The organism is Citrobacter sp. Cf088, assembly GCF_030334295.1.
Classification (GTDB): Bacteria; Pseudomonadota; Gammaproteobacteria; order Enterobacterales; family Enterobacteriaceae; genus Citrobacter; species Citrobacter freundii.
The window spans coordinates 418,610-436,536 of the sequence record NZ_JAOWEE010000040.1; the positions used below are offsets into that span (position 1 = coordinate 418,610).

17 protein-coding genes are annotated in these 17,927 nt (G+C 50.9%); 1 reads left to right on the plus strand and 16 read right to left on the minus strand.

Features of this window, described 5'->3' with window-relative positions; translation table 11 throughout:
• Positions 1–108 precede the first annotated feature (108 nt).
• From glmU to asnC, 14 genes are all read right to left on the minus strand, one after another.
• Positions 109–1,479: a bifunctional UDP-N-acetylglucosamine diphosphorylase/glucosamine-1-phosphate N-acetyltransferase GlmU gene (gene glmU / locus OGV71_RS07285; protein WP_003023811.1), complete on the minus strand. Its 1,371-nt coding sequence runs from the start codon at positions 1,477–1,479 to the stop codon at positions 109–111.
• A gap of 647 nt (positions 1,480–2,126) precedes the next feature.
• Positions 2,127–2,546: a F0F1 ATP synthase subunit epsilon gene (locus OGV71_RS07290; RefSeq protein WP_003023809.1), complete on the minus strand. Its 420-nt coding sequence runs from the start codon at positions 2,544–2,546 to the stop codon at positions 2,127–2,129.
• 20 nt (positions 2,547–2,566) lie between these two features.
• A complete protein-coding gene (gene atpD, locus OGV71_RS07295) occupies positions 2,567–3,949 on the minus strand; it encodes a F0F1 ATP synthase subunit beta (RefSeq protein ID WP_003023806.1) in 1,383 nt (460 codons plus the stop codon).
• Positions 3,950–3,975: 26 nt separating this feature from the next.
• Entirely contained in the window at positions 3,976–4,839 is an 864-nt protein-coding gene (atpG, locus tag OGV71_RS07300; protein ID WP_003023804.1) for a F0F1 ATP synthase subunit gamma, read from the minus strand.
• Positions 4,840–4,889: 50 nt separating this feature from the next.
• Positions 4,890–6,431 (minus strand): F0F1 ATP synthase subunit alpha, encoded by a 1,542-nt coding sequence (gene atpA, locus OGV71_RS07305; RefSeq protein WP_003023802.1) that lies wholly within the window; start codon positions 6,429–6,431, stop codon positions 4,890–4,892.
• A 12-nt stretch (positions 6,432–6,443) separates the two neighbouring features.
• The gene (atpH, locus tag OGV71_RS07310; protein ID WP_204583149.1) at positions 6,444–6,977 is read right to left on the minus strand and encodes a F0F1 ATP synthase subunit delta; all 534 of its coding nucleotides are present in this window, start codon (positions 6,975–6,977) and stop codon (positions 6,444–6,446) included.
• A 14-nt stretch (positions 6,978–6,991) separates the two neighbouring features.
• Positions 6,992–7,462, minus strand: coding sequence for a F0F1 ATP synthase subunit B (atpF, locus tag OGV71_RS07315; RefSeq protein WP_003023796.1), 471 nt, complete (start codon positions 7,460–7,462; stop codon positions 6,992–6,994).
• Positions 7,463–7,521: 59 nt separating this feature from the next.
• Positions 7,522–7,761, minus strand: coding sequence for a F0F1 ATP synthase subunit C (gene atpE / locus OGV71_RS07320; RefSeq protein WP_003023794.1), 240 nt, complete (start codon positions 7,759–7,761; stop codon positions 7,522–7,524).
• Between the two features lie 46 nt (positions 7,762–7,807).
• Positions 7,808–8,623 carry a F0F1 ATP synthase subunit A gene (gene atpB, locus OGV71_RS07325; protein ID WP_003023792.1) on the minus strand — a complete coding sequence of 272 codons (816 nt, stop codon included), beginning with the start codon at positions 8,621–8,623 and terminating at the stop codon, positions 7,808–7,810.
• Between the two features lie 7 nt (positions 8,624–8,630).
• Complete coding sequence (atpI, locus tag OGV71_RS07330) at positions 8,631–9,011, minus strand: F0F1 ATP synthase subunit I (protein WP_003023790.1); 381 nt, start codon at positions 9,009–9,011, stop codon at positions 8,631–8,633.
• Between the two features lie 614 nt (positions 9,012–9,625).
• Positions 9,626–10,249, minus strand: a complete 624-nt coding sequence (gene rsmG / locus OGV71_RS07335; RefSeq protein ID WP_003023788.1) for a 16S rRNA (guanine(527)-N(7))-methyltransferase RsmG — start codon at positions 10,247–10,249, stop codon at positions 9,626–9,628.
• Between the two features lie 101 nt (positions 10,250–10,350).
• Complete coding sequence (gene mnmG, locus OGV71_RS07340) at positions 10,351–12,240, minus strand: tRNA uridine-5-carboxymethylaminomethyl(34) synthesis enzyme MnmG (protein WP_003023784.1); 1,890 nt, start codon at positions 12,238–12,240, stop codon at positions 10,351–10,353.
• Between the two features lie 372 nt (positions 12,241–12,612).
• Positions 12,613–13,062 (minus strand): FMN-binding protein MioC, encoded by a 450-nt coding sequence (gene mioC, locus OGV71_RS07345; protein WP_204583148.1) that lies wholly within the window; start codon positions 13,060–13,062, stop codon positions 12,613–12,615.
• Positions 13,063–13,150: 88 nt separating this feature from the next.
• Positions 13,151–13,609 (minus strand): transcriptional regulator AsnC, encoded by a 459-nt coding sequence (gene asnC, locus OGV71_RS07350; protein WP_003023780.1) that lies wholly within the window; start codon positions 13,607–13,609, stop codon positions 13,151–13,153.
• Positions 13,610–13,760: 151 nt separating this feature from the next.
• On the opposite strand from asnC, the gene asnA reads away from it, so the two are divergent.
• The gene (gene asnA, locus OGV71_RS07355; RefSeq protein ID WP_199400386.1) at positions 13,761–14,753 is read left to right on the plus strand and encodes an aspartate--ammonia ligase; all 993 of its coding nucleotides are present in this window, start codon (positions 13,761–13,763) and stop codon (positions 14,751–14,753) included.
• Between the two features lie 3 nt (positions 14,754–14,756).
• On the opposite strand, the gene viaA is transcribed toward asnA, so the two are convergent.
• Both viaA and ravA read right to left on the minus strand, forming a co-directional pair.
• Positions 14,757–16,208, minus strand: a complete 1,452-nt coding sequence (gene viaA, locus OGV71_RS07360) for an ATPase RavA stimulator ViaA (RefSeq protein ID WP_204583147.1) — start codon at positions 16,206–16,208, stop codon at positions 14,757–14,759.
• Positions 16,202–17,698 carry an ATPase RavA gene (gene ravA, locus OGV71_RS07365; protein ID WP_032950605.1) on the minus strand — a complete coding sequence of 499 codons (1,497 nt, stop codon included), beginning with the start codon at positions 17,696–17,698 and terminating at the stop codon, positions 16,202–16,204. The genes viaA and ravA overlap by 7 nt, the downstream gene beginning before the upstream one ends.
• Between the last annotated feature and the right edge of the window lie 229 nt (positions 17,699–17,927).

Genomic DNA, 17,927 nt, shown 5'->3' on the forward strand with positions numbered 1-17,927 from the left:
GAGCGGAGGATTATGTTATCCCCTCATCTCTTGTGTGCCTGATGGCGCTTACGCTTATCAGGCCTACAGAACGTCACCGCACGTAGGCCGCCATCCGGCAAAAATCACTTACTTCTTCTTCACCGGACGCTGCCAGCCCTGTTTATGGACCTGAGGTACACGGCTTAATACCAGTTCGTTATCGGCGACATTACGCGTTACGGTGGTTCCGGCGGCGATCGTTGCACCTTTACCCACGGTGACAGGCGCCACCAGCTGAGTATCAGAACCCACAAACACATCATCACCAATAATGGTTTTAAACTTATTGGCGCCATCGTAGTTGCAGGTAATCGTACCCGCGCCGATATTCACGTTATCGCCAATTTCCGCATCGCCCAGGTAGGTCAAATGACCGGCTTTGGAGCCTTTACCCAGACGCGCTTTTTTCATTTCGACGAAGTTACCCACGTGTGCGCCTTCCTGCAGCTCAGCACCCGGGCGCAGACGTGCGAATGGACCAATGGTGCAAGCGGCTTCCAGATGGGCATCTTCCACCACACTGTATGGGCTAAGCTCGCAACCCTCACCAATCACGCTGTTTTTGATGATGCAACCGGCGCCAATCTTGACGCGATCCCCAACGGTTACGTTACCTTCAATGATAACGTTAGTATCAATTTCAACATCGCGCCCGTGAATAAGCGTACCGCGAAGATCAAAACGTGCCGGATCGCGCAGCATCACGCCTGCCAGCAGCAGTTTTTCTGCCTGCTCGGACTGATAAACACGTTCCAGTCGGGATAGCTGAAGACGGTTATTCACCCCTTCAGTTTCGCTAATGCGTGCCGGATGTACTGCAGCAATTTCACGTCCTTCCTGATACGCCATCGCGATGATATCGGTGATGTAGTATTCACCCTGCACGTTGTTGTTGGTCAGTTTAGACAGCCAACGCTTCATGTCAGCGCCGTTGGCAATCAGGATACCAGTGTTTATTTCCTGGATTTGACGCTGCTCGTCGGTAGCATCTTTATGCTCAACGATACCCGTGACATTGCCGTTATCGCGGGTAATTCGGCCATAACCGGTTGGGTCATCAAGTTTTACCGTTAGCAAGCCAATGCCGCCCTGCGGTTTGGCTTCACGCAGGCGACGTAAGGTATCGGTAGAGATCAGCGGCACATCGCCATAGAGCATTAAAATGTCTTCATCATCACCAAAGAATGGCGCCGCCTGCTGCATTGCATGGCCGGTACCCAACTGTTCCGCCTGCAGAACCCAGTTCAGATTGCCATCTTTCAGCGTCTGCTTGAGCAAATCACCACCGTGCCCGTAGACCAGATGTACGTGAGTCGCACCTAATTCATTAGCAGCATCAATGACATGCTGAACCATCGGTTTTCCTGCGAGGGTATGCAGCACTTTAGGGAGATCGGAATACATACGCGTGCCTTTGCCTGCGGCAAGGATCACGACGCTCATAGCTTTATTCAACATACACGTCCTGACTGTAATTTGAGAACGAATTTATACCGTTTCACATTGAAAATACTACATTTTTTTCATCGTGAAATGGACCGAAGATAAAACGTTCAACAGGGGTAATTCCCCATCTGATAACTCACTATTTTCGTCTAAATCAGTGTCTTTTGTCTGCCAAAAACCTGGGGACTGCTCTTATTAAAGCCTTAGGTTAATGTTTTTGCTATTTTTTCACCGCATGAATAAAGAGTTACACATGCAAAGCCCGATTTTATTTATGTGATTCAGTGAGAAACCGAAAATGCGTACGCGAAATAAAAAGTTGAGGGAGAAGAGTAGGGGAGGGGATTTATAACAACAAGTGGCGCTGACTGATAAACCATATCAAGCATCGCGCCACAGTACAGGCAGGTAAAGTCTAAAAGCTCATATTGCTGAACATGGCGATGATTTTATTGAGTAATTTCATGTTGGCATCTCTTTTTATCTGATTTTATTATGTGACATACATCACATAAAAAGAGTCTACGCCGCATTTTTTAGCCAATCAATATTTTTATGATCTAAATCACAAAACAGCTTTCAATTTAAATGTTCTTGCAGCAAAAGCAAAAAAAGCCAGCCTGGAAACCAGACTGGCCTTTGTGCTTTTCAAGCCGGTGTTACATCGCTTTTTTGGTCAACTCGATTACGCGCAGTTTCGCGATCGCTTTGGCCAGTTCCGCAGATGCCTGAGCGTAATCCACGTCACCATGAGAGCTCTTGATGTGCTCTTCAGCCTTACGCTTCGCTTCCAGGGCTCTCGCTTCATCGAGATCCTGTCCGCGAATCGCGGTATCAGCCAGAACGGTCACGCTGCCAGGCTGCACTTCGAGAATGCCGCCGGACAGGTAGATAAACTCTTCATGACCGAACTGTTTAACGATGCGGATCATACCAGGCTTAATGGCGGTGAGCAGCGGTGCGTGACCCGGGAAAATACCCAGTTCACCTTCACTACCCGTTACCTGGATTTTCTCGACCAGACCAGAGAACATTTGTTGCTCTGCGCTGACGACGTCCAGGTGGTAAGTCATTGCCATATCACCCTCCGATTAAGGCGTTAAAGTTTTTTGGCTTTTTCCACGGCTTCGTCGATAGAACCAACCATGTAGAACGCCTGCTCTGGCAGGTGGTCGTATTCGCCTTCCATGATGCCTTTAAAGCCACGGATGGTGTCTTTCAGGGAAACGTATTTGCCCGGAGAACCGGTGAATACTTCCGCAACGAAGAACGGCTGGGACAGGAAGCGCTGAATCTTACGTGCGCGTGCTACCACCAGTTTATCTTCTTCAGACAGTTCATCCATACCCAGGATGGCGATGATGTCTTTCAGTTCCTGATAACGCTGCAGCAGGGACTGTACGCCACGCGCGGTGTCGTAGTGTTCCTGACCAACAACCAGCGGATCCAGCTGACGGCTGGTGGAGTCCAGCGGGTCAACTGCCGGGTAGATACCCAGAGATGCGATCTGACGGCTCAGTACCACGGTTGCATCCAAGTGAGCAAAGGTGGTTGCTGGGGATGGGTCAGTCAAGTCATCCGCTGGTACGTATACCGCCTGAACGGAGGTGATAGAACCGGTTTTGGTGGAGGTGATACGTTCCTGCAGAACACCCATCTCTTCCGCCAGGGTCGGCTGGTAGCCTACCGCTGATGGCATACGACCCAGCAGTGCAGATACTTCTGTACCGGCCAGGGTGTAACGATAGATGTTATCAACGAACAGCAGAACGTCACGACCTTCGTCACGGAACTTCTCAGCCATGGTCAGACCGGTCAGCGCAACACGCAGACGGTTTCCCGGCGGCTCGTTCATCTGGCCATATACCAGGGATACTTTGTCCAGAACGTTGGAGTCGGTCATTTCGTGGTAGAAGTCGTTACCCTCACGAGTACGTTCACCTACGCCCGCAAACACGGAGTAACCGGAGTGTTCGATCGCGATGTTACGGATCAGCTCCATCATGTTTACGGTTTTACCTACACCCGCACCACCGAACAGACCAACTTTACCGCCCTTAGCGAACGGACACATCAGGTCGATAACTTTGATACCAGTTTCCAGCAGTTCCTGAGAGCTTGACAGCTCTTCGTAGGAAGGTGCTGCACGGTGGATAGCCCAACGCTCTTCTTCACCGATATCGCCTTTCATGTCGATCGGGTGACCCAGGACGTTCATGATACGACCCAGCGTTGCTTTACCTACCGGGACTTCGATCGGGTGCTCGAGGTCTTTAACTTCCAGACCACGACGCAGACCGTCAGAAGAACCCATGGCGATGGTACGTACGATACCGCCGCCGAGCTGCTGCTGAACTTCCAGCACCAGGCTCTCTTTACCATTCATAACCTCAAGAGCATCGTACACGCGCGGTACGGCATCCTGAGGGAATTCGACGTCAACCACGGCGCCGATTACCTGGACAATTTTTCCAGTAGCCATCTTGAATCCTCTACGAATTAACCTGGTTATACCGCGGATGCACCACCGACGATTTCGGTGAGTTCCTGAGTAATGCTGGCCTGACGAGCTTTGTTGTATACCAACTGCAGCTCTTTAATCAGGCTGCCGCCATTGTCGGTCGCGGCTTTCATCGCCACCATACGTGCGGCCTGCTCGCTGGCCAGGTTTTCTACCACGCCCTGATAAACCTGAGACTCGACATAACGACGCAGCAGGGTATCCAGCAGCGCTTTCGGGTCTGGCTCATACAGGTAATCCCAGGATTTACGCTTCAATTCATCATCATCTGATGCCGGCAGAGGCAGCAGTTGGGTGATGGTTGGCGTCTGAGACATGGTGTTAATAAATTTGTTGCTGACAACGTACAGTCTGTCCAGGCGACCTTCATCGTAGGCCTGCAGCATCACTTTAACCGGACCGATCAGTTCGGACAGGGAAGGGTTATCCCCCATACCGGTTACCTGAGCAATCACATTACCGCCAACGGAGTTAAAGAAAGACACGCCCTTAGAGCCGATCATTGCGATATCGCACTGAACGCCTTTATCGGACCATGTTTTCATATCCGCCAGCAGCTTTTTGAACAGGTTAATGTTCAAGCCACCGCACAGACCACGGTCGGTCGACACCACCAGGTAGCCCACGCGTTTAACGTCGCGTTCTTCCAGGTAAGGGTGCTTATATTCCAGATTACCATTCGCAAGGTGACCAATCACTTTGCGCATGGTCTCTGCATAAGGACGGCTGGCCGCCATGCGATCCTGCGATTTACGCATTTTGGAAGCGGCGACCATCTCCATCGCTTTAGTGATCTTCTGCGTGTTCTGGACGCTTGCGATCTTACTACGTATCTCTTTTGCGCCGGCCATGAGCTTCTCCTCAATGCCTTGCGGTCCACCCTAAAGCAGACCGCCAGACGTTACCAGGACTGGGTTGCCTTGAAGGAATCGAGGATAGCTTTCAGCTTGCCTTCGATTTCATCGTTATAGCCACCGGACTGGTTGATCTCTTGCATCAGCGGAGCGTGGTCACGGTCAACGTAAGCCAGCAGAGCGGCTTCGAAGCTACCGATTTTCGCCAGTTCCACATCTTCGAGGTAACCGCGTTCAGCCGCAAACAGCACCACACCCTGCTGTGCAACAGACATTGGCGCATACTGTTTCTGCTTCAGCAGTTCAGTTACTTTCTGACCGTGGCTCAGCTGCTTACGAGTAGCTTCATCCAGGTCGGAAGCGAACTGAGAAAACGCTGCCAGTTCACGATACTGCGCCAGTGCGGTACGAATACCACCGGACAGTTTCTTGATGATCTTGGTCTGCGCTGCACCACCAACACGAGATACGGAGATACCCGGGTTAACTGCCGGACGAATACCGGAGTTAAATAGGTTGGTTTCCAGGAAGATCTGACCATCGGTAATAGAAATTACGTTGGTCGGAACGAACGCAGAAACGTCACCCGCCTGGGTTTCGATAATCGGCAGAGCGGTCAGGGAGCCAGTTTTACCTTTAACTTCACCATTGGTGAACTTCTCAACGTATTCCGCGTTTACGCGGGATGCGCGTTCCAGCAGACGGGAGTGGAGGTAAAATACGTCGCCCGGGAATGCTTCACGTCCTGGTGGACGACGCAGCAGCAGGGAAACCTGACGGTAAGCAACAGCCTGTTTAGACAGGTCATCGTAAACGATCAGTGCATCTTCACCGCGGTCACGGAAGTATTCACCCATTGCGCAACCGGCATATGGCGCCAGGTATTGCAGTGCAGCAGATTCAGACGCGGTCGCCACAACAACGATGGTGTTGGACAGTGCGCCGTGTTCTTCCAGTTTACGAACCACGTTAGAAATGGTGGACGCTTTCTGGCCGATAGCCACGTACACACATTTGATGCCGGAATCACGCTGGTTGATGATGGCATCGATTGCCATCGCGGTTTTACCTGTCTGACGGTCACCGATGATCAGCTCACGCTGGCCACGACCGATTGGGATCATGGCATCAACAGATTTATAACCGGTCTGTACTGGCTGGTCGACGGACTGACGTTCGATTACGCCTGGTGCGATAACTTCGATTGGCGAGAAGCCATCGTTATCAACCGGACCTTTACCGTCAATCGGGGAACCCAGAGTGTTCACCACACGACCCAGCAGGCCACGGCCAACCGGAACTTCCAGAATACGACCCGTACACTTAACCTTCATGCCTTCGGCGAGGTCAGCGTATGGCCCCATCACAACTGCACCTACGGAGTCGCGCTCCAGGTTCAGTGCGATAGCGTAACGGTTACCCGGCAGGGAAATCATCTCACCCTGCATACAATCGGCCAGGCCGTGAATGCGGATAACACCGTCACTTACAGAAACAATAGTACCTTCGTTGTGAGCTTCGCTCACAACATTGAACTGAGCAATGCGCTGCTTGATCAGTTCGCTGATTTCGGTGGAATTCAGTTGCATGCTCCAGTCCCCTTAAGACTGCAAGACGTCTGCAAGGCGTTCAAGACGGCCGCGTACGCTGCCATCAATGACCATATCACCCGCTCGGATGATTACGCCTGCCATTACAGACTTATCGATTTTGCAATTCAGCTTAACTTTGCGTGACAGACGTTTTTCCATCGCTGCGCTAATCTTCTTAAGCTGTTCATCACTCAGTGCATTGGCAGAAGTAACTTCTACCTCAGAGATAGCCTCACTGGCTGCACGCAGGTGAATAAACTGCTCAAAAACATCCGGGAGCGCATTCAGACGGTTATTTTCAGCCATTACCCGAATCAGGTTTTGGCCGCTTTCGTCCAGTTGCTCACCGCATACGGCGATAAACGACTCAGCGAGCGTTTCCGGCGCCAGCGCGCCAGAGAGAAGCTCTGCCATTTGTTCGTTTTTTGTCACCTCAGCGGCAAACATCAGCATATCCTGCCAACGGTCAACGCTTTGGTGCTCAACGGCAAAGTCAAAAGCTGCTTTGGCGTAGGGGCGAGCTACCGTAACAAATTCAGACATCAGCCCCTCCCTCCTTACAGTTCAGCGACAAGTTTGTCCACGATGTCGCTATTAGCAGCTTCATCCACGGAACGTTCGATGATCTTCTCGGCGCCAGCAACAGCCAGGATAGCAACTTGCTTACGCAGCTCTTCGCGAGCACGTTTACGCTCGGCTTCAATTTCCGCCTGCGCCTGTGCCACGATTTTAGTACGTTCCTGCTCTGCTTCAGTTTTAGCTTCGTCCAGGATCTGAGCACGGCGTTTGTTCGCCTGCTCGATGATTACCTGAGCTTCCGCCTTCGCTTTTTTCAGCTGGTCGGTCGCGCTGGCCTTTGCAAGGTCAAGATCCTTATGTGCTCGTTCTGCAGAAGCAAGGCCGTCAGCAATTTCTTTTTGACGTTTTTCGATGGCAGCCATTAAAGGCGGCCATACGTACTTCATGCAGAACAGAACGAACAGGACAAACGCGATGGCCTGGCCGAGGATTGTTGCGTTAAGATTCACAGCACAATGCCTCTATCTAGTTAACGTTCTGATATTGCTCTTAATTCAAGCAACGCTTACTACGCGACAGCAAACATCACGTACAGACCCAGACCTACAGCGATCATTGGGATTGCATCCACCAGACCCATAACGATAAAGAACTGAGTACGCAGCAGAGGAATCAGATCCGGTTGACGCGCTGCGCCTTCCAGGAATTTACCCCCGAGGATGCCGATACCGATCGCAGCACCGATTGCCGCCAGACCCATCATCACAGCGGCAGCAATGTACAGCAGATCCATATTCAGGTTTTCCATGACAGTCTCCAGTTTGTTTCAGTTAAAACGTAGTAGTGTTGGTAAATTAATGCTCTTCAGATGCCATCGACAGATAGACAATCGTCAGAACCATAAATATGAAGGCTTGCAGCGTGATAATCAGTATGTGGAAAATGGCCCACGGCACATTCAGGATCCACTGTGACCACCACGGCAACAGACCAGCAATCAGAATGAAAATCAGCTCACCAGCGTACATGTTACCGAACAGTCGCAGACCAAGTGAGATTGGTTTGGACAGCAGGCTTACCCCTTCAAGGATTAAGTTGACAGGGATGAACGCCCAGTGATTGAACGGCTGCAGCGTCAACTCTTTCGCGAAGCCACCGATGCCTTTCATTTTGATGCTGTAGAACAGAATGAGGATAAATACGCCCAGCGCCATCGACAGGGTGATGTTCACGTCAGCAGACGGAACCACACGCAGAGCCGGTAGGCCAAAGATATGCTCACCGATGTACGGCAGCAGGTCGATAGGCAGCAAATCCATCAAGTTCATCAGGAATACCCAGACGAAAATCGTCAGGGCCAGCGGAGCAATCAGCTTGCTTTTGCCATGGTACATGTCTTTCACGCTACCATGCACAAAGCCGATTACCAGCTCAATCGCAGTCTGAAATTTACCTGGTACGCCGCTGGTCGCCTTTTTGGCTACGCTACGGAACATAAGCAGGAACAACAGACCCAGAACCACCGAGAAGAAAATGGAGTCAATATTGAGCGTCCAGAAGGTGGCTGGGGGGTTGTGCGGATCCACCAGCGAGAATGTACGTAGGTCCAACTGAAGGTTATTCAGATGGTGTCCTATGTAATCCTGCGGCGTCATATTTTCTGAAGCCATGATGCCTTTACCCTTTGTTGTTAATTACAGCCGGCGCCAGTATCTGAACCACCAGCACCAAAACCCACGTAACGATCAGCGGCATGAATACCGCTTTCAAAACAGCCAACGCCACCACCAACAACACCAGCATAGCTAATACCTTGAAGGCTTCGCCGAAAGCGAACGTCCAGGCTACTCGGCCTTTAGCTGGTGTATGTGCCTGGTGACGCCAGGCAAATATCATAAACAACACATTAGGCAGTAACACTGCCAATCCACCGCACAATGCGGAGATGCCCCAGAAAGGGTCTTTGAGGCTAAATAGCAGTCCACTTGCTATTACCGCCAGAAACTGTGTGAGCAAAAGCTTACGAGCAACGTTTCGACTCAAGAGCGACATAGACATCACGTTTTTACTCCTGCTCCCTTCGAGGTATGCCGCGTGTCGTATAAAACGTTCTTTATGGCTTAGAGTCAAGCATCAAAAAGCGGTCAAATTATACGGTGCGCCTTCTCGATTTCAAACAATAAGTAGCTAAAAAGTGAATAAATGTTTAAATATTTTTCGCTACGCCACATTTATCACTTTTATGCAAACTGTGAACGATCATGCAAAACTGCAAAAGCCGCGTAAACACTGGCTGCAAAGCGTGCACCAGATCACATATTAAGCATATTCGCCCCAGCACTATTTATTTACTTGGCAAATGATGCCATTTCAACTTTTTGATATTTAAGCCTAAAATTCGTTACTGTTTTAAAAATAGCGAATAACAACAAAAAAACCACCCATTGACATTTATAATAAAAAATTAACACGAGCGGTGATTCTTTGATTCTATTTTTAGCAGGCTGATATTTTCACAGCTGACTTGTTTCACTTTTAACAAAAAACGGTACGTTATAGTTATGATGCAAAACCGTAAGGCATTAGTGAAATGTAACGACATTTAACCACACTATTCCTTATGACTTTTAACACCCAAAGAACCGTTTTTTTTCTATTTTTTTTGATAAAAATTAAATTTTGTTTGGCTTAATAACCACCAGATGACGTTCACCATCCAGTTGCGGAACGCGTAATTTTTCGACCGACTCGACGCTGAATTCTGCAGGCAACGAGGCAATTTCATCTTCAGGCAACTGCCCTTTTAGCGCATAAAAGCGCCCTTCCTGACCAGGCAAATGATGGCACCAGCTCACCATATCATTGAGTGACGCGAAAGCACGGCTAATCACCCCATCAAACGGCGGCTCTGAAGGGAATTCTTCAACGCGACTTTGCACTGGAGTGATGTTAGTAAGCGCAAGCTCATGCTGCACCTGGCGCAAGAAACGAACGCGTTTTCCCAGGCTATCCAGCAGTGTGAAATGCGCTTCAGGACGTACGATGGAGAGAGGGATTCCCGGCAGGCCCGGACCAGTGCCGACATCGATAAAACGCTCGCCCTTCAGGTACGGCGCGACGACAATGCTGTCCAGAATATGGCGCACCAGCATTTCGTTGGGATCACGCACCGACGTCAGGTTGTACGCTTTGTTCCATTTATGCAGCATATCGACATACGCAATCAGCTGATTTTTCTGGTGATCGGTAAGAGAAATACCGGCATCTGCCAGCAGACGAGAGAGTTTGTTGAGCACGGTCGTTACCTGTAAATAATCTATTGCCCGACGCGCTGTCGCTTATCGGGCCGACAAATTTGTAGGGCGGGTAAACGAAGCACTCCCGCCAAAAAGTGATATCAAGCGCTGCGACGCAGCATACCTTGTTTTTTCAGCCATACCAGCAGAATGGAGATGGCGGCAGGTGTTACGCCGGAAATACGCGATGCCTGGCCGATCGATACCGGTTTGTGATCGTTCAGTTTGGCAATGACCTCATTCGACAAGCCGGAGACCTGACGATAATCCAGCGTTGCAGGCAACAAGGTGTTCTCATTACGCTGTTGTCTCTCGATCTCTTCCTGCTGACGGGCGATATATCCTTCGTATTTCACCTGAATTTCAACCTGTTCCGCGGCCTGAGCATCATCAAGCGCAGGTGCAAACGCAGATAAAGAGGTCAACTGAGCATAGGTCATATCCGGGCGACGCAGCAGATCTTCACCGCTCGCTTCACGTGACAGAGGTGTCGCCAGGTGAGCATTCACTTCTGCAGCGGACTCCGCTAACGGATTCACCCAGGTTGATTTGAGACGCTGGCGTTCTTGTTCAATACGCTCCAGCTTCTCGTTGAAGCGAGCCCAACGCTCATCGTCCACCAGTCCCAGCTCACGACCAATTTCGGTCAGACGCAGGTCGGCGTTATCTTCGCGCAGCATCAAACGGTATTCCGCGCGTGAGGTGAACATGCGGTACGGTTCTTTGGTGCCCAGCGTACACAGATCGTCCACCAGCACACCAAGATAAGCCTGATCGCGGCGCGGCGCCCAGCCGTCTTTGTCAGCAGATAAGCGTGCGGCGTTCAAACCAGCCAGCATCCCTTGCGCGGCAGCTTCTTCATAACCGGTCGTACCGTTGATCTGACCAGCAAAGAACAGACCCTGGATGAATTTGCTTTCCAGAGTAGGTTTCAGGTCGCGCGGATCGAAGAAATCATACTCAATCGCGTAGCCAGGACGGACGATTCTGGCATTTTCCATCCCCTGCATGGAACGGACAATTTGCATCTGCACATCGAACGGCAGGCTGGTGGAGATGCCATTCGGGTAAATTTCGTTAGACGTCAGTCCTTCCGGTTCGAGGAAGATCTGATGTTGGTTACGATCGGCAAAGCGCATTACTTTGTCTTCGATCGACGGGCAATAGCGTGGGCCGATACCTTCGATCACGCCTGCGTACATCGGGCTACGATCGAGGTTATTACGGATCACATCATGGGTTTTTTCATTGGTATGCGTGATGTAACACGGCATCTGGCGCGGATGTTGAGAAGCATCGCCCAGGAATGAGAAGACCGGCATCGGGTTATCGCTGTTTTGCTGGCCGAGCACGCTGAAATCAATCGTGCGCGCATCGATTCGCGGCGGTGTACCGGTTTTCAGGCGACTGACGCGCAGCGGCAGTTCACGCAGACGACGTGACAGCGGAATAGACGGCGGATCGCCAGCGCGGCCACCGCTGTAGTTGTCCAGACCAATATGAATTTTGCCGTCGAGGAAAGTCCCCACGGTTAACACGACCGCTTTGGCACGGAACTTCAGTCCCATTTGGGTTACCGCGCCTACGACACGATCGTTTTCAACAATCAGATCTTCAACCGCCTGTTGGAAGATCATCAGGTTGGGTTGATTCTCCAGTGCTGTACGTACCGCCTGGCGATAGAGCACACGATCGGCCTGAGCGCGAGTAGCACGAACGGCAGGCCCTTTGCTGGCGTTTAGTATCCTAAACTGGATACCCGCATGGTCGATCGCTTTTGCCATCAACCCACCAAGCGCATCCACTTCTTTTACCAGGTGTCCCTTCCCAATACCGCCGATCGCCGGGTTGCAGCTCATCTGTCCCAGAGTGTCGATATTGTGTGTCAAAAGCAGAGTCTGTTGACCCATTCGCGCCGCGGCCATTGCGGCCTCGGTGCCTGCATGACCCCCGCCAATGATGATGACGTCAAAAGGATCCTGATAAAACATGGTGATTGCCTCGCATAACGCGGTGTGAAAATGGATTGAAGCCCGGGCCGTGGATTCTACTCAACTTTAGTCGATGGAGAAAGACCTGGGATCCTGGGTATTAAAAAGAAGATCTTTTTATTTAGAGATCTGTTTTATTGTGATCTCTTATTAGGATCGCACCTTTCTGTGGATAAGGGCGATCCTTTAAGTAAGATCAACAGGTTGCTGAGGATCATTAGCTGTGAATGATCGGTGATCCTGGTCCGTATAAGCTGGGATCAGAATGAAGGGTTATACACAACTCAAAAACTGAACAACGGTTGTTCTTGGGATAACTACCGGTTGATCCAAGCTTTTAACCAGAGTTATCCACATAAAAAAGTACGATCTTTACAAATCTCTGAGCAACGGATGCCACGATCCCAGCCAAATTTCAGCCGGATCTTCCGGAATTTCATGTTCCAGTACGTTGATCCTGAGTGTTTCGCCGATCTGTTTTGCCCCACAGGCCTTCAATTCGGCTTCCAGCTTGTCGATTGCGCCGCAAAAGGTGTCATATTCACGACTGCCGATCCCGATTGCACCAAAGTGCACTTGTGACAGGTTCGGTTTCTGCTCGCGTAAGGCATCATATAAAGGCTGCAGGTTGTCAGGAATGTCTCCTGCTCCGTGTGTGGAGCTGATAATCAGCCAGATCCCGTCAGTCGGAACCTCTTCAGGCATTGGCCCATGCAGTATTTCGCTGGAAAAACCGGCGTCGTCCAGCTTTTCAGCCAGATGCTCTGCTACATATTCCGCACTGCCAAGCGTACTACCGCTGATAAGAGTGATGTCTGCCATGATCGCCCACCTTTATAAAGAGGGCGTATTGTACGCTGTGTGCGAGCTGGGATCTACCTGTGGAAAAATAGGGGATTAAAAAAACCGATCATGGCTTGATGGTACGCATAATCGGGTTCTGCAAGACGATCAGGGTTTCAGTGGACTGAATTTCGTCAATTGTTTGGATCTTGTTGATAAGTACCTGCTGCAACGCGTCGATCGATTTGCACATTACCTTAATAAAGATGCTGTAGTGCCCGGTGGTGTAATACGCTTCGGTCACTTCATCGAGGCTTTCCAGTCTTGCAAGTGCTGACGGATAGTCTTTCGCGCTTTTCAGAATGATGCCGATAAAGCAGCCGACGTCGTAACCCAATTGTTTGGGACTAACATCAATCCGCGCGCCAGTAATAATCCCGGCCTGCTTCATCTTTTCTACGCGAACGTGAATTGTTCCTGGGCTGACGCCGAACTGTTTGGCTAATTCTGCGTAGGCTGTACGGGCATTTTCCATCAGGGCATCAAGAATGCCGCGGTCCAGATTGTCGATCTGATAATTTTCCATAGGTTTTTCTTATGTAGATTAATGATTCCCTCTATTTTAGACGTTAATTTTAACGAATCAAAATCGAAGTCGGCTTTTTGTTTGTTGATTATTGAATATTACCTCCATTCTGTTGCTTAATCATAGGCAACAGGACACAGGAGTACACATAATGAAAACCGCTTACATTGCCAAACAACGTCAAATTAGCTTCGTAAAATCTCATTTTTCTCGCCAGCTGGAAGAGCGTTTAGGTCTGATCGAAGTTCAGGCTCCGATCCTCAGCCGCGTTGGAGATGGCACGCAGGATAACTTGTCGGGCTGTGAAAAAGCGGTGCAGGTGAAGGTTAAAGCATTGCCAGACGCTCAATTCGAAGTGGTTCATTCACTGGCTAAGTGGAAGCGTCAAACGTTAGGACAACACGACTTTAGCGCAGGCGAGGGGCTGTACACGCATATGAAAGCCCTGCGTCCCGATGAAGATCGCCTCTCTCCGCTGCACTCAGTGTACGTTGACCAGTGGGACTGGGAGCGCGTGATGGGCGACGGTGAGCGTCAATTCTCCACTCTGAAAAGCACAGTAGAGGCTATCTGGGCGGGAATTAAGGCCACCGAAGCTGCGGTTAGCAAAGAGTTTGGTCTGACACCGTTCCTGCCAGAGCAGATCCACTTTGTTCATAGCCAGGAGCTGTTATCTCGTTATCCGGATCTTGACGCAAAAGGTCGTGAACGTGCGATCGCTAAAGAGCTGGGCGCGGTATTCCTGGTGGGGATCGGCGGTAAACTTAGTGACGGTCACCGTCATGATGTACGCGCGCCGGATTATGATGACTGGAGTTCAGCGTCTGAGCTGGGTCATGCCGGTCTGAACGGTGATATTCTGGTCTGGAACCCGGTTCTGGAAGATGCGTTTGAGCTGTCTTCTATGGGGATCCGTGTGGATGCTGACGCTCTGAAACACCAGCTGTCTTTGACCGGTGATGAAGATCGCCTGAGTCTGGAATGGCACCAGGCGCTGTTGCGTGGTGAAATGCCGCAGACGATTGGTGGGGGGATTGGGCAGTCGCGTCTGACCATGCTGTTGCTGCAATTACCGCACATTGGCCAGGTTCAGTGTGGCGTATGGCCGGCCCAGGTACGTGAAAGCGTCGCTTCTCTGCTATAACAATTAACGCCGCCAGCGCCTGAGCAGGCGGTTTCGCATCCCGGTATCAAAGCGCCAGATATGATCGAAAATGCGCATGATGCCGGGTTTGCCATGTGCTGACATCGCTACCGCATGAAAACGGTGCTGGTGCACCCGCTGTAATTCCCCCACTTTGCTGACGACTTCATCGGGTAATCGCTGAGCGATAAAATCTGAGATAACCACCGCATCGGCATCAAACCATTCCCGACCCTGCATGCGTTCAATAATGGCGCGAAAACAGCTGGCAATATCAGTGCCACCACGAAAGCGTTGACTTAAAAAGCGGATCGCCTGTTCGATGCCCTCCGGACCGGAAAGCTCATAGCGCACCACTTCTGTTGAAAACAGCATAATGAAACAACGTCGGTTATCGGCAAGGGCGACGCGCATTAGCGCCAGGCAAAAGGCTTTCGCACACTGCTCATTAAACCCGCCCATCGATCCTGATGTATCAACGCAGACGATAAAAGGTCCGCGCGGCTGCTCGTCAAAATCCTGATGCACCACCGGACGTTCTGTTACCTTCTCACGCCATGCTTCGCCGTGCAGGCGGTAGGTCAGCAGTTGCTTTTCCACCAGCCGTCGGTAGAACTCGTATTCCAGTTCGGTAATGCCCAACGTGGCCAGTTCTGGCGGTAGCAGGCGCAGGATATCGTCACTTTGCTGGATGCCATCCACCTGCTCCGGGACGGTTGCCGGTTCGCGCACCAGGGTACGGAAGGTTTCCATTGGCGCATCTTTACGCGGCACGGATTTCGCCTCTCTGGAACGACCTAACTGCTCGGCCAGGCGCTGGAGTTCGGGTTGTTGCGTCAGAAATTCACCGTATTTCACCATCAACTGATAATCACCTCGCTTGATTTGGCCCGCGCTCATATCCCACAACCGGCCTGCAGCGTTGTCATTTTCCGCCAGAACGGGTTCCAGTTGTCCGCTAAGGGTCATCCGTTCCTGTACTTCACTGAGCAAATGCTCGCGCTCTTCTTCCAGCAGTTGCTGATTCAGCGTTGTGGTTTGCACCACCAGGCTCAGGCGCCAGCGCTGGAGAAAAAGCGTATGTAGGGCGGGCGTAAAGGTGCTGTTGTCATTGACCAGTTGCTGCGCTTGCCCAGCCCAGGGCGAATGGAGTCGGTGCAATAGCGATAATATTTGCGGTAGTTGAACGATAAACTGCGCATGAGAGAGGAGCTGGCTTTGTTGATAACAAATGACCTCTTCTGCCAACTCTGGCGGCACATGGGTATCTTTGAGGCGGCTACGCAAAGATTCGCGCCAGCGGGGAATATCGTCAGTGATCGCTTTTTTAAGGCGAGGAAATTTTTTAAAAAATACCACCATCTTTGGGGAAGCCAACAGGGCGACGATCATCTCTTCGATCATCGCCTCTTCGCTGACTGCCAGCATTATGTTGAGTGTATCAAGGGTCAGCATTGTTGCGCCTGGCGGATTTGCGCCCCGACATCCTGCAGGCTGGCCTCAATGCGGCCTAACCAGTCGCTATGAATAAACAGGCATTTTTGCTGTTCGCTGAATGCGCTGTGCTGCTGATGCCACTCGTTATCGAGCGCTTCAAGCTCCTGTTTTATCTCTGCGGGCATACTCTCTTGCGAAGCCCCCGGCATCGCCAGGCGAGAACCCTGTAAACTGACATCGCGCACAACCAGATGCTGTGCACTATCGACTTCCATATTCAGCGTTTGGGCAAAGCCGATCCCGTTTAATTTTCCGCGGATTTCACCGCCTTTTGTTAGCCACAGTTCCAGCGCACTGCGTTCGAAAGCAATATGGATAACTTCCATATCATGCAGCTTTAATGGCTTTTGTAGCAGTAATGTCACGACTGAGGACGTAGCTTCCGGTGGTAAATCATAATGAGGACGACGACTGAACATGCCACCCTGACGGATTACCGTGAACGCCGTTTTGTCGCTTTGTTGCTGCTGGAGTTGAATGCGGCGCTGCACAATACTGCCCAGGCGCGTCAGCATGGCTTGCTGCTGCCAGGCGTGTCCGGTCATCAATATTTCAAGCTGCTGTTGCATCAGATTCAGGCTTTGCGCGTCGTACCACAGACAATCTTTCAGCAGGATCAGGTCGATAGGTACTACCGCATCACGTCCGCTAAAGAAAGCGCTGGCCTGGAGTAAGCGGATCGCTTTTTTCCAGCGACGATCGGACACGTAGGGGGCATTCGGTAGCGTGTCCAACTGCTGGCGTAGGGTGAAAATAAGCTCAAACACGCGATCGGGAAGCTTGATGGCGCCAATGTCTTTTTGCCACTGGTGATACTCTTCATCCGTCACCTGCAATGATGCGGGGACCGGGTTGTCGCTTTCATCCTGCTGACTTAGCAGCATGGACCGGAAATTGGCCTTGTCCTGAACTTTATCCAGCCACAGACGAATCAGCATACGGTCGTACAGCGCTTCCAGGCTGCTGTCGGCTTCAGGCAGTTCGTTGGATGCGGCCACCAGCAGACGCATCGGAATTTTTTCTTCATACGCGCCGTTGCGAAAGTGACGTTCGTTAATGGCGGTCAGCAGGGTGTTAAGAATTGCCGGGCCTGCTTTCCAGATTTCATCGAGAAAAACGATTTCAGCTTCAGGAAGATAGCCCGCCGTTAAGCGTTCATAGCGACCTTCGTCTTTAAGGGCCTGAATGGACAGCGGGCCGAAAACTTCTTCCGGCGTAGAGAAGCGCGTCATCAGGTATTCAAAAGCGCGTGCATTTTGGAAGGCAAACTTCAGTCGGCGGGCAATTAAGCTCTTTGCGATCCCCGGGGGGCCTAATAAGAAAACGCTCTCGCCGCTGAGTGCTGCCAGCAGACACAGACGAATGGCGTGGCTACGTTCATAAAGTCCCTTTTCCAGCGCATTGCTCAGACGGGAAATTCTTTCCGCTAATAAATGTGGGTGAGCCATAATGAAGTGGCGTCCTTTCGCCAAATGTACTGCATAAACTGCGAGTATAGATGCTTCACACCATTGCAGTAATAGACTGAAGGTGCGCTTATTTTTCTTTGAGCCAGATTAATCTGGTCTCATTTAGGGGTACGATTTTGTGATTAATCGTGCATACTGTGCGCCTTTTTGTGGGCCAAGGGACGACGCACACATTTCTTATATATACACCAAATCAATCAAGCTGCAC

Excerpts from the sequence above, each read along its gene's own strand:
- glmU (WP_003023811.1), bottom strand. The coding sequence starts at position 1,479 with ATGTTGAATAAAGCTATGAGCGTCGTGATCCTTGCCGCAGGCAAAGGC.
- OGV71_RS07290 (WP_003023809.1), bottom strand. The coding sequence starts at position 2,546 with ATGGCAATGACTTACCACCTGGACGTCGTCAGCGCAGAGCAACAAATG.
- atpD (WP_003023806.1), bottom strand. The coding sequence starts at position 3,949 with ATGGCTACTGGAAAAATTGTCCAGGTAATCGGCGCCGTGGTTGACGTC.
- atpG (WP_003023804.1), bottom strand. The coding sequence starts at position 4,839 with ATGGCCGGCGCAAAAGAGATACGTAGTAAGATCGCAAGCGTCCAGAAC.
- atpA (WP_003023802.1), bottom strand. The coding sequence starts at position 6,431 with ATGCAACTGAATTCCACCGAAATCAGCGAACTGATCAAGCAGCGCATT.
- atpH (WP_204583149.1), bottom strand. The coding sequence starts at position 6,977 with ATGTCTGAATTTGTTACGGTAGCTCGCCCCTACGCCAAAGCAGCTTTT.
- atpE (WP_003023794.1), bottom strand. The coding sequence starts at position 7,761 with ATGGAAAACCTGAATATGGATCTGCTGTACATTGCTGCCGCTGTGATG.
- atpB (WP_003023792.1), bottom strand. The coding sequence starts at position 8,623 with ATGGCTTCAGAAAATATGACGCCGCAGGATTACATAGGACACCATCTG.
- atpI (WP_003023790.1), bottom strand. The coding sequence starts at position 9,011 with ATGTCTATGTCGCTCTTGAGTCGAAACGTTGCTCGTAAGCTTTTGCTC.
- mnmG (WP_003023784.1), bottom strand. The coding sequence starts at position 12,240 with ATGTTTTATCAGGATCCTTTTGACGTCATCATCATTGGCGGGGGTCAT.
- mioC (WP_204583148.1), bottom strand. The coding sequence starts at position 13,062 with ATGGCAGACATCACTCTTATCAGCGGTAGTACGCTTGGCAGTGCGGAA.
- asnC (WP_003023780.1), bottom strand. The coding sequence starts at position 13,609 with ATGGAAAATTATCAGATCGACAATCTGGACCGCGGCATTCTTGATGCC.
- asnA (WP_199400386.1), top strand. The coding sequence starts at position 13,761 with ATGAAAACCGCTTACATTGCCAAACAACGTCAAATTAGCTTCGTAAAA.
- viaA (WP_204583147.1), bottom strand. The coding sequence starts at position 16,208 with ATGCTGACCCTTGATACACTCAACATAATGCTGGCAGTCAGCGAAGAG.
- ravA (WP_032950605.1), bottom strand. The coding sequence starts at position 17,698 with ATGGCTCACCCACATTTATTAGCGGAAAGAATTTCCCGTCTGAGCAAT.